The organism is Arthrobacter senegalensis (genome assembly GCF_059091765.1).
The window spans coordinates 280643-292361 of sequence record NZ_JBNHGZ010000001.1 but is presented as its reverse complement, the minus strand read 5'-3'; the positions used below and the strand labels follow the sequence as shown (position 1 = coordinate 292361).

The window sequence follows — 11719 nt, the reverse complement described above, 5'->3', positions numbered from 1 at the left end:
GTTATTGCGAGTAAGACTAAGACTGAGAGTTTGGGCAGCATGAAAACGCTGAAGGTAGCACTGTTGGGATGCGGAAATGTCGGCGCCCAGGTGGCCCGCATCCTGCTTGACGACGCCGACGTGCTGGCCGCACGGACCGGCGCGCGGCTGGAACTGACCGGCATCGCGGTGCGCAATGCCGCCGCCAAACGGGCCGTGGAACTGCCCGCAGAGCTGTTCACCACCGACGCCGCGACGCTGGTCAAGGACGCCGACATCGTGATCGAACTGCTGGGCGGACTGGAACCGGCCCGGACGCTGATCCGCACCGCAATCGACAACGGCGCCGCCGTCGTCACCGGTAACAAGGCCCTGCTGGCCGCCGACGGCCAGGAGCTGTACGCCCAGGCCGACGACGCCGGCGTCGAACTCTCCTTCGAGGCGGCCGTGGCCGGGGCCATCCCCATCCTGCGGCCGATCCGCGAGTCGCTGGCGGGGGACCGCGTCACCAAGGTGATGGGCATCGTCAACGGAACCACCAACTACATCCTGGACCAGATGGACTCCACCGGCGCCCAGTTCGGCGAGGCGCTGGCCGCCGCGCAGGAGCTCGGCTACGCCGAAGCCGACCCGACCGCCGACATCGAAGGGCATGACGCCGCCGCCAAGGGCGCGATCCTGGCCGGGCTGGCCTTCCACACCGCGGTCAACCTGGCCGACGTCCAGTGCCAGGGCATCAGCTCCGTCTCCGCCGACGACATCGCCGCGGCCCGGGACGCCGGCTACGTGATCAAGCTGCTGGCGATCGCCGAGCGGCTGAGCGGCGCCGACGGCCGCGAGGGCGTGTCCGTGCGCGTCCACCCGACCCTGCTGCCGCGCCAGCACCCGCTGGCCGCCGTGCACGGGGCGTTCAACGCCGTCTTCGTGGAAGCGGAAAACGCCGGCGAACTGATGTTCTACGGCCAGGGTGCCGGCGGCGCGCCGACCGCCTCGGCCGTGGTCGGCGACGTGGTCAGCGCCGCCCGGCGCATGGTCGGCGGCGGCCCGGGCCGGACCGAAACGGCGACCGTGGACCTGCCCGCCGTCGGGCTGGACTCGGTGCGGACCAGCTACTACATCGGCCTGGACGTGGCCGACCGGCCCGGCGTGCTGGCCCAGATTGCCGGCGTTTTCGCCGAGCACGGGGTCTCCATCGAGACCATGCGCCAGACCATCCACACCGAGGGCCCGCTGGATCCCGCCCACGACGGCGCCGAGGTGACCGCCGAACTGCGCTTCGTCACCCACCGGGCCTCCGAGGCGTCGCTGGCCGCTACGGTCGAGGCCGTGCGCGGGCTCGACATCGTCAACGCTGTTACCTCTGTCCTGCGAGTAGAAGGAATCTAAGTGGCCCACCAATGGCGCGGCGTCATCCGTGAATACGCGGACCGGCTGCCGGTATCGGAGCAGACCGAGATCATCACCCTCGGCGAAGGCGGCACACCGCTGGTGCAGGCCAAGGCCCTCTCCGAACTGACCGGATCCGAGGTCTACCTCAAGGTGGAGGGGATGAACCCCACCGGCTCCTTCAAGGACCGCGGCATGACCATGGCCATCACCGCGGCCGTGGAGGCCGGCGCCAAGGCGGTGGTCTGCGCGTCCACCGGCAACACCTCCGCCTCCGCTGCCGCCTATGCCACCCAGGCCGGGCTGAAGTGCGCGGTGCTCGTGCCGGCCGGCAAGATCGCCATGGGCAAGATGAGCCAGGCGATCGCGCACGGCGCCGAGATCATCCAGATCAACGGCAACTTCGACAACTGCCTGGAAGTGGCCCGCAAGCTCTCCGAGGCCTATCCGGTGTTCCTGGTCAACTCGGTGAACCCGGCACGCATCCAAGGCCAGAAGACGGCGGCCTTCGAGACCGTCGACTATCTTGGCGACGCCCCGGACATCCACGTGATGCCGGTCGGCAACGCGGGAAACATCACCGCGTACTGGAAGGGGTACCAGGAGTACGCCGCGCCGTACGAATCGGCCATTGCCGGCATGCTCCCGCCGGTCGCCACCAAGACCCCCGTGCTGTGGGGCTTCCAGGCCGCCGGCGCGGCGCCGCTGGTGCTGGGACACCCGGTGACCGAACCGGAGACCATCGCCACCGCCATCCGGATCGGCAATCCGGCCTCCTGGGACACCGCCATCGCCGCGCGTGACGAGTCCGGCGGCCTGATCGACTCGGTGACCGACGACGAGATCCTGGCCGCGCACCGCTGGCTCTCCTCCCGCGAGGGCGTCTTCGTGGAGCCCGGCTCCGCGGCAGGCGTCGCCGGCCTGCTCAAGAAGCACGCGGCCGGCGAGGTGCCCGCGGGCAAGACCATCGTCATCACGGTCACCGGCCACGGGCTGAAGGACCCGCAGTGGGCCCTGCAGACCGAGGACGGCAGCGAGGCGGCGCCGGTCAAGGTGGACTTCGACGTGGTCAGCGTGGCCAGCGCCCTGGGTCTTGAGTAGCAGCACCTTGCCGGGGGAGGGCACCGCCGTGGCCGGCCGCATCGCGCCCGGCCAGCGCGTCACCGTGCGGGTTCCGGCCACCAGCGCCAATCTGGGCCCGGGCTTCGACAGCCTGGGCCTGGCCCTGGCCTACTACGACACGGTCACGGTGGAATCGACCGACGACGGCGTCTTCCACGCCTCCGTGAGCGGCGAGGGCGCGGCGGGGCTGCCCGCCGATGAAAGCCACCTGATCATCCGCACCCTGCGCGGCACGCTGCGTGAGTCCGGGTACGACGCCGGCGGGCTGCGCCTGCGGGCCCGGAACCTCATTCCGCACGGCCGCGGCATGGGATCCTCGGCCGCCGCCGTAGTCTCCGCCGTGCTGTTGGCCAACGCGCTGCTGCCGGAGCGGGAACGGCTGGGGGCGGGAGACATCCTGCAGGTTTGCTCGGCGCTGGAGGGCCACCCCGACAACGTGGCTCCGGCCCTGGGCGGACAGCTGGCCATCTCCTGGGAAGAGGCCGGCGCGTTCGCCAGCACCTGCGTGCCGATCTGCCCGGACATCGTGCCCGTGCTGGCCATCCCGGCCTACGAGCTTTCCACGGAAACCGCGCGCAACCTCCTGCCCGCGTCCGTGCCGCACCACGTGGCCGCCGCCAATTCCGGCCGCGCCGCCCTGCTGGTCCACGCGCTGACCCGCGATCCGTCCCTGCTGCGGTCCGGAACCGAAGACTGGCTGCACCAGCGGCACCGGGCACCGGCCATGGAACCCAGCGCCGCGCTGATCGCGGCGCTGCGCAGCCAGGGCCACGCCGCCGTCGTCTCCGGCGCCGGACCCACCGTGCTGACACTCGCCGCCAACGAGGCCGAAGCGGAGCAGGTCCAGCGGGCCATCGCCGCGCACTTGGAACGCCGCGACTCGCCGGGAAACTGGCGGGTGCTGAAACTGGCAGTGGACACAGATGGTGCTAAAGTGGAAGTGCACCCCCGGGATTAACCGGCGAGGACACCTGCCGGATGCTCCGGATCAAGCAAGCCGAGTAGCCGTTTGGGCAGGATCCCCGTTCCAGGTGCAGCCTTTCAGGAGCCTTCCGCGGCACTCAACGGCGTTGCTGCCGGCCATCGGCCGGACAGGACCTCACTCGTTCCATCCGGACGGCTTGTTTCAAGGTTTTTCATCTCTGATCACCCGGACTTGTTTCGGCACGACGCCGCAGGCAATACCGGACCCAGCCGGGCTTCTCATGCAACGGCCGGGTAGCAAACAACGCGGTGCGCTTCATATGCACACCGCCCGACGAGGGGGAAGGATCCTTCGTGACCGAAACCACTGACCTGACCGCAGGTGTGGAAACAATAGACTCTCCTGCACCGAAGAGTGCAGGCCTTGCCGGCCTGAAGCTGGCCCAACTGCAGGTGCTCGCCGGGCAGCTCGGCATCACCGGCGGCTCGCGGATGCGCAAGGGCGACCTGGTCGCCGCGATCTCCGACCACCAGCGTGGCTCCTCTGTGGCCGACCGCACAGCCAAGAAGGCCGAGCAGCCGGTGCGCACCGAAACTCCGGCGGCCAAGGAAGAGGCCACCGGCGCTGCAAGCGACGGCGCGACCGGCGGCACCGCCGGCGGCGACCTGACCAAGGCGGCAGAGCGGGTCAGCCGTACCCGCAACCGCAACCGCCGGGCCAGCAGCGACGGCACCGTGGCTGCCGCCGACGCGGAAGCAACCGCCGCCACCACCGAGGCCCCGGCCGACACCGCGCCGGCCCAGGCCCCCGCGGCGGACAACGCACCGGGCGACGGCGACGGACGTCAGGAGCGCCGCAGCCGCGGACGCAACCGCCGCTCCGAATCCGGCCAGCAGGACGCGGCCGAGACCAAGGCCGACGCGCCGCAGGAAGCTGCGGACGGCAAGCCGGCCGAGGCTCAGCAGGAAGAGAAGAGGGACGGCCAGGACGCCGCCGGCCAGCAGCAGCAGTCCGGCCGCGGAGACGGCCAGTCCGACCGCCGCAGCCGCAACCGCAACCGCAGCGACGCCGACCGCGACACCCGGGACAACCGGGACAACCGCGATTCCCGCGACACCCGGGAGCGCGACACCCGGGAGCGCGACACCCGGGAGCGCGACACCCGCGATACCCGCCAGGATGACGGCGACGAGGGCGGCCGCGGCCGCAACCGCAACCGCCGCAACCGCCGCGACAACGACAGCAACAACACCCGCTACCGCGACCGCAACGAGCGTCGCCGCGGCCGCGACCGCGGTCCCGAAGTCGACGACACCGAGATTTCCGACGACGACGTGCTGCTGCCCGTTGCCGGCATCCTGGACGTGCTGGAGAACTACGCCTTCGTGCGCACCTCGGGCTACCTGCCCGGACCGAACGACGTTTACGTCTCGCTGGCCCAGGTCAAGAAGCACAACCTGCGCAAGGGCGACGCCGTCGTCGGCGCCATCCGCGCCCCGCGTGACGGCGATTCCGGCGGCCAGGGCAACCGGCAGAAGTTCAACGCATTGGTCAAGCTCACCTCCGTCAACGGCAAGCCGGTGGAGGAGAACAAGGACCGCGTGGACTTCACCAAGCTGGTCCCGCTGTACCCGTCCGAGCGGCTGCGCCTGGAGACCGAGCCGAAGAAGATCGGCCCCCGCGTCATCGACCTGGTGGCTCCGATCGGCAAGGGCCAGCGCGGCCTGATCGTCTCCCCGCCGAAGGCCGGCAAGACGTTGATCCTGCAGTCCATCGCCAACGCGATCACCACCAACAATCCCGAGGTCCACCTCATGATGGTGCTGGTCGATGAGCGGCCCGAAGAGGTCACGGACATGCAGCGCACGGTCAAGGGCGAGGTCATCGCCTCGACCTTCGACCGTCCCGCCGACGACCATACCACCGTGGCCGAACTGGCCATCGAGCGCGCCAAGCGGCTGGTGGAGATGGGCATGGACGTGGTCGTCCTGCTGGACTCGATGACCCGCCTGGGCCGCGCCTACAACCTGGCCGCCCCGGCCTCGGGCCGCATCCTCTCCGGCGGCGTGGACTCCTCGGCGCTGTACCCGCCGAAGCGTTTCTTCGGCGCAGCCCGGAACATCGAAAACGGCGGCTCCCTGACCATCCTCGCCACCGCACTGGTGGAGACCGGGTCCAAGATGGACGAGGTCATCTTCGAGGAGTTCAAGGGCACCGGCAACATGGAACTGCGACTGTCCCGCTCGCTGGCGGACAAGCGCATCTTCCCGGCCGTCGACGTCAACGCCTCGGGCACCCGCCGCGAGGAGAACCTGCTCTCGCCCGAAGAGGTCAAGATCATGTGGCGCCTGCGCCGCGTCCTCTCCGGTCTGGACACCCAGCAGGCGCTGGAACTGCTCACCGGCAAGATCCGGGAGACGCAGTCCAACGTCGAGTTCCTGATGCAGGTCCAGAAGACGACGCTCGGCTCGAAGGCCGAAAACGACAAGTAGCTGCTTTACAGCCGCTGATTTTTTGCCGGCCCCGCCCCTACGCCGGGCGGCCCAGGATCTGCGATCCTGAGCCGCCCGGCTCCGGTAGGCCCGATGCCACTCCCTGGCCGGCAAAAAACTCAGCGGCTGTTGCTGTTAAGTCACCTTTACCTGCCGTTCCTTTCGTTGCTATTTAGACTTGTTGTGAGTCGAAAGAGGTTTGAAGATGTTTGAGTCCGTTCAGGGGCTTCTTGACGAGCACGCCGAGCTCCAGAAGGAATTGAGCGACCCTGCCGTCTATTCCGACCAGGCGCGGGCCCGGAAGCTGGGGCGGCGGTCGGCGGAGCTGAACGGCATCGTCGAGGCGTACAAGCGCTGGTCGCACCTGGCGGACGACCTCGAAGCGACACGCGAGCTCGCCGACGAGGATCCCGAACTGGCGGCCGAGGTGCCCGGACTCGAAGCCGAACTCGAAATCGCCCAGGAACGGCTCCGCCGCCTGCTGATCCCGCGCGATCCGGACGACGCGCGCAACGTGATCATTGAGGTCAAGGGCGGCGAAGGCGGCGACGAGGCGGCCCTGTTCGCGGGCGACCTGCTCCGGATGTACATGCGCTACGCCGAATCCCGCGGCTGGAAGACCGAGATCATCTCCGCGACGGAGTCCGACCTGGGCGGCTACAAGGACGTCCAGATGGCCATCAAGGGCAACTCCAACGACCCGTCCGAAGGCGTCTGGGCCAGGCTGAAGTTCGAGGGCGGCGTGCACCGCGTCCAGCGCGTCCCGGTGACCGAATCGCAGGGCCGCATCCACACCTCCGCCGCAGGCGTACTGGTGCTTCCGGAAGTGGACGAGCCGGAAGAAGTGGATATCCATCAGAACGACCTGAAGATCGACGTTTACCGTTCCTCGGGTCCGGGCGGCCAGTCGGTGAACACCACCGACTCGGCGGTGCGCATCACCCACCTGCCCACCGGCATCGTGGTCGCGATGCAGAACGAGAAGTCCCAGCTGCAGAACCGCGAGGCCGGCATGCGCGTGCTCCGGGCGCGGCTGCTGGCCCACCAGCAGGAGCAGATCGACGCCGCGAACTCCGAGACGCGCAAGTCGCAGATCCGCACCATGGACCGGTCCGAGCGCATCCGTACGTACAACTTCCCGGAAAACCGGATTGCCGACCACCGCACCGGCTACAAGGCCTATAACCTGGACGCGGTGATGAACGGTGAACTGGAACCGGTGATCCAGTCCGCCATCCAGGCGGACGAGGAACACCGGCTGGCCGCCCTGGGCGAGGAAAACTAGCCGGCAGTGCCCGCCACGAACCTGGCCGACGCCCTGTCCGCCGCCGCCGCGCGGCTGGCCGAGGCCGGCGTCCCCTCGCCGCGGGTGGACGCCGAACTGCTCGCCGCCCACCTGCTGGGCGTTTCCCCGGGGCGAGTCCGCGCGCTGGCGCTGCTGGGAGCGGAAGCTCCGCCCGGGCTCGAGGACCTGGTGGCCGAGCGGGCCACCCGCATCCCGCTGCAGCACATCACCGGCCGCGCCTATTTCCGGCATCTCGAACTGCAGGTGGGACCGGGCGTGTTCGTCCCGCGGCCGGAAACCGAAACCGTTGCCCAGCACGCGATCGACCGCGCCCGCGCCCTGCCCGCGGCCAAAGTGGTGGACCTGGGCACCGGCTCCGGCGCGATCGCCGCCGCCGTGGCCAGCGAAGTTCCCACGGCCACCGTCTACGCGGTGGAACTGAGCGCCCTCGCCCACGCCTGGGCCGAACGGAACCTGGCGCCGCTGGGCGTCACCCTCCTGCGGGAGGACCTGCGCACCGCGCTGTCCGCGCACGACGGAACGTTCGACGTCGTCGTCTCCAATCCGCCGTACATCCCCGCCGAAGCGGTCCCGCGCGAGCCCGAAGTGGCCGAGCACGACCCGCAGATGGCGCTCTACGGCGGGGGAGCGGACGGCATGGAACTGCCGGCGGCGACGGCGGCGACGGCCGCGCGGCTGCTGAAGCCGGGCGGCCATTTCATCATGGAGCACGCCGAAGTCCAGGCCGCCGCCGTGCACTCCCTCCTGCGCTCGGCCGGATGCTGGGACCAGGTGGCCACCCGCTACGATCTGACCGGGCGCGAGCGGGCCACGTCGGCCCAACGGTTATGAGAATGGAACAATGAGTCTGTGAGCACTACGTATAACTGCGACGACGCCGCCGCCCGCAGCGAGGGACTGGCGGCAGCCCAGGCCGCCATCGCCGACCGGCAGTGCGTTGTCCTGCCGACCGATACCGTCTACGGGATCGCCGCCGACGCGTTCTCGCCGCAGGCCGTGGCCACCCTGCTGGCCGCCAAGGGACGCGGGCGCAAAATGCCCCCGCCGGTGCTGGTGCCGCGGCCGCAGACCATGGACGGGCTGGCCACCGACGTGAGCGACGAGGCCCGGGCCCTCGCCGACACCTTCTGGCCCGGCGGGCTGACCCTGATTTTCCGCGCGCAGCCGTCGCTGACCTGGGACCTGGGCGAGACCAAGGGCACCGTCGCCCTGCGCATGCCCGACGACGAACTGGCGCTGGAACTGCTGGCGGCCACCGGGCCGCTGGCCGTGTCCTCCGCGAACCGCACCGGGCAGCCGTCGGCGCAGACGGCCGCGCAGGCCAAGGAACAGTTGGCCGAGTCGGTGGAGGTCTACCTGGAAGACGGCTTCCGGCCCGTGGACGGCTCGACGGCGGTTCCCTCCACCATCGTCGACTGCACCTCCGCCACACTGCGGGTGGTCCGCGAGGGCACGATCAGCCTGGAGGCCCTGCGCACCGTCGTGCCGGGCATCCTGGGCCTGGGGGAGACCGTAGAGGCATGAGCCACGATTCCGCTCTTCCCCGCGGCAAGACCGCCAGCAGCGACCGGGCCCTGTGGCTCTGGTCGCAGATCCTGCTGGACTCCCTGGCCTGGGTCCTGGCCATCGTGCTGGCCGTCTTCCTGCGCTACGAGATGACGCTGAGCCTGACCAAGATTCCCGGCATCATCCTGCTCTGCGCGGTGGCCATCGCGGCCCAGATGGCCGTCGGGTCTGCGTTCGCCCTCTATAAGGGCCGCTACAGTTTCGGCAGCTTCCACGAGGCCAAGCTGCTGGTCATGGTGACCATCTCGGTGTCGTTGATCCTCAGCGTCGGACTGCTGTTGTTCGGCATCTCGCTGGGCATCGCGCGCGGCACCGGCCTGATCGCCTTCCCGTTCGCCTGCCTGTTCATGGCCGCCGTCCGCTACCTGAAGCGGATGTACGTGGAAAGCAAGGCCAAACCGGGCGACGAGGCGGAGCGGACGCTGATCTACGGCGCCGGTTTCGTCGGCAACAACATCGTGACCCGGATGAGCAACGACCCGGCCTCGCCCTGGCTGCCGGTGGGGCTGATCGACGACGATCCGGCCAAAAAGCACCTGCGCATCGCCTCAGTCCCCGTGCTGGGCCGGATGGAGGACCTGCCGGAGATAGCGCAGCGCACCGGGGCGACCGTGCTGCTGGTGGCGATCGCGGACATCGACTCCGCGCGGATGCGGCAGATCTCCGACAGCATCGCGGGCCGGAACATGCGGGTGCTGGTGGTGCCGCCGCTGAAGGAAATGCTCACCGGCCGCCAGGACTTTTCCTTCCGCGAGGTGGACATCGAGGACCTCATCGGGCGGCAGCCGGTGGATATCCACGTCGAAGAGATTGCCCACTACGTCACCGGCAAGCGCGTGCTGGTCACGGGCGCCGGCGGGTCCATCGGTTCCGAACTGTGCCGCCAGATCCACGCCTTCCAGCCGGCCGAGCTGATCATGCTGGACCGCGACGAGACCGGGCTGCAGGGCACGCAGATCTCGATCACCGGCAAGGGCCTGCTCACGGGCAGGGACACCGTGCTGGCCGACATCCGCGACCCCGCCGCCCTCGAGGCCATCTTCCTCGACCGGAAGCCGGAAGTGGTGTTCCACGCCGCGGCGCTCAAGCACGTGTCGCTGCTGGAGCAGTACCCGGAGGAGGCCTGGAAGACCAACGTGCTCGGTTCGCTGAACGTGCTGCGCGCGGCCCGCGCCGCGCACGTGGCGACCTTCGTCAACATCTCCACCGACAAGGCCGCCAACCCCACCACCGTGCTGGGCCATTCCAAGCGCGTGGCGGAGAAGCTGACGGCCTGGGTGGCGCAGCAGACCGGGCAGAAGTACGTCTCCGTCCGGTTCGGCAACGTGCTGGGCAGCCGCGGCTCGGTGCTGCCGCTGTTCAGCGAGCAGATCCGCAAGGGCGGTCCGGTCACGGTCACCGACGCCGCGGCCACCCGGTTCTTCATGACAATTCCGGAAGCCTGCCAGCTGGTGATCCAGGCCGGCGCGATCGGCAGCGGCGGGGAAGTGCTGATCCTCGACATGGGCGAACCGGTGAAGATCCTGGACGTCGCCGAGCGGATGATCGCGATGTCGGGCAAGGACGTGGAAATTGTCTTCACCGGCCTGCGCCCCGGCGAAAAGCTGCACGAGGACCTGATCGGGGAGGGCGAAAGCGATTCCCGTCCCCTGCACCCCAAAATCTCGCACGCCTCCATCGAGGGCCTGGACCCGAACCTGATGAGCCTGGCCGAGTGGAAGAGCCGGCAGGACCTGATCTCGGCCTCGACCGGGGCGATAAACGTGGTCCCGGCGGCAGCGGCCGCTGACGACGAACTCGACGACGTGGTCCCGGGGGCAGTGGCCGCCGACGACGTGGTCCCGCCGGCAGCATCCGCCGACGACGAACTCGAGGCCGGGCTCAAGGACGACGGGCGGGAGCGGGCGTCGTGACCGCAGCCGTGGTGGCCGTTGCCGCGGCCCTCCTGCTCAGCCTGTTGCTGCCGTTCGCGCTGATCCCGGTGCTGAAGCGGCTGGGCGTGCTCGACGTGCCGAACGAGCGGTCCTCGCACACCCGCGTCGTCGTCCGCGGCGTGGGCATCACGGTGGCGGCCGGGCTGCTGGCGGGGCTGCTGATCGCCGCGCTCGGAGGCGCCGTCGAGGCGCCGCAACTGCTGCTCGCGGTCGCCGGGGTGGCCGCCGCCGCCGCGCTGTTGGGCTGGATCGAAGACTTTCGGGGACTGTCCATCCGCGGCCGGGCCGCGCTGCAGCTGGGCATCGGACTCGGCGGCACCGCACTGGCCATCGGACTCACCGGCCAGACGTGGTGGTGGCTGCCGCTGGGCGCCCTCGCCCTGGCGGCCTACATCAATATCGCCAACTTCATGGACGGCATCAACGGGATTTCCGGGTTGCACGGCACGGCCGTCGGACTGATGTTCGCCGCTACCGGCGCCATCACCGGCCACGGCTGGCTGGTGGTCGGCGGGACCGTGGTGGCGGCCGCCTTTGTGGCGTTCCTGCCCTGGAACCTGGGCCGCGGGAACGTCTTCCTGGGCGACGTCGGCAGCTACCTGCTGGGGGCGGGCCTGGCCATGCTGGGCATCACCGCCTTTCTGGACGGCGTGCAGGCGGAGTACCTGCTGGGTCCGGTGGCCATCTACCTGGCCGACACGCTCGCCACGCTGCTGCGCCGGATCAGCGCGGGGGAGCGGTGGTACACGCCGCACCGGCAGCACGCCTACCAGCGGCTGACGGACGTGGGCTTCAGCCACGTGCAGTCGGCGCTGCTGGTCACCGGCTGTTCGCTGCTGACCGGTTTCTGCGGCTACCTGGCGGCCGAATCGGGCCTCGCGGGCAAGGCGGCAGCCATCGCCGCGTGCGCCGCCGCCGTTGTTTTTTACCTGCGGGCGCCGGTGCTCTTCAGCCGCCGCTCATCCAACGCCGCCAACCGGGCGGCGTAACGGCGGGGCCCGACTCGTCG

The 11719-nt window shown here is 69.7% G+C and carries 8 protein-coding genes and 1 pseudogene; all 9 read left to right on the top strand.

Features of this window, described 5'->3' with window-relative positions; translation table 11 throughout:
* The first annotated feature begins 39 nt into the window (after window positions 1-39).
* The 9 genes and pseudogenes from AC5RVG_RS01345 (at window position 40) to AC5RVG_RS01305 (ending at window position 11699) form a co-directional block, all read left to right on the top strand.
* Window positions 40-1365, top strand: a complete 1326-nt coding sequence (locus AC5RVG_RS01345; protein ID WP_494012990.1) for a homoserine dehydrogenase — start codon at window positions 40-42, stop codon at window positions 1363-1365.
* Window positions 1366-2466: a threonine synthase gene (thrC, locus tag AC5RVG_RS01340; RefSeq protein WP_494012434.1), complete on the top strand. Its 1101-nt coding sequence runs from the start codon at window positions 1366-1368 to the stop codon at window positions 2464-2466.
* Entirely contained in the window at window positions 2459-3445 is a 987-nt protein-coding gene (thrB, locus tag AC5RVG_RS01335) for a homoserine kinase (RefSeq protein ID WP_494012433.1), read from the top strand. The genes thrC and thrB overlap by 8 nt, the downstream gene beginning before the upstream one ends.
* A 320-nt stretch (window positions 3446-3765) precedes the next feature.
* Window positions 3766-5904 carry a transcription termination factor Rho gene (rho, locus tag AC5RVG_RS01330; protein WP_494012432.1) on the top strand — a complete coding sequence of 713 codons (2139 nt, stop codon included), beginning with the start codon at window positions 3766-3768 and terminating at the stop codon, window positions 5902-5904.
* 205 nt (window positions 5905-6109) lie between these two features.
* On the top strand, window positions 6110-7189 hold the full coding sequence (gene prfA / locus AC5RVG_RS01325; RefSeq protein WP_494000132.1) for a peptide chain release factor 1: 1080 nt from the start codon (window positions 6110-6112) through the stop codon (window positions 7187-7189).
* 6 nt (window positions 7190-7195) lie between these two features.
* Entirely contained in the window at window positions 7196-8041 is an 846-nt protein-coding gene (gene prmC, locus AC5RVG_RS01320; protein WP_494012431.1) for a peptide chain release factor N(5)-glutamine methyltransferase, read from the top strand.
* Between the two features lie 18 nt (window positions 8042-8059).
* A pseudogene (locus AC5RVG_RS01315) lies at window positions 8060-8719 on the top strand (L-threonylcarbamoyladenylate synthase); the annotation flags it as partial.
* 11 nt (window positions 8720-8730) lie between these two features.
* Window positions 8731-10689, top strand: coding sequence for a polysaccharide biosynthesis protein (locus AC5RVG_RS01310; RefSeq protein ID WP_494012430.1), 1959 nt, complete (start codon window positions 8731-8733; stop codon window positions 10687-10689).
* A complete protein-coding gene (locus tag AC5RVG_RS01305; protein ID WP_494012429.1) occupies window positions 10686-11699 on the top strand; it encodes an MraY family glycosyltransferase in 1014 nt (337 codons plus the stop codon). The genes AC5RVG_RS01310 and AC5RVG_RS01305 overlap by 4 nt, the downstream gene beginning before the upstream one ends.
* The last annotated feature ends 20 nt before the right edge of the window (window positions 11700-11719 follow it).

Excerpts from the sequence above, each read along its gene's own strand:
- AC5RVG_RS01310 (WP_494012430.1), top strand. The coding sequence starts at position 8,731 with ATGAGCCACGATTCCGCTCTTCCCCGCGGCAAGACCGCCAGCAGCGAC.
- prfA (WP_494000132.1), top strand. The coding sequence starts at position 6,110 with ATGTTTGAGTCCGTTCAGGGGCTTCTTGACGAGCACGCCGAGCTCCAG.
- AC5RVG_RS01345 (WP_494012990.1), top strand. The coding sequence starts at position 40 with ATGAAAACGCTGAAGGTAGCACTGTTGGGATGCGGAAATGTCGGCGCC.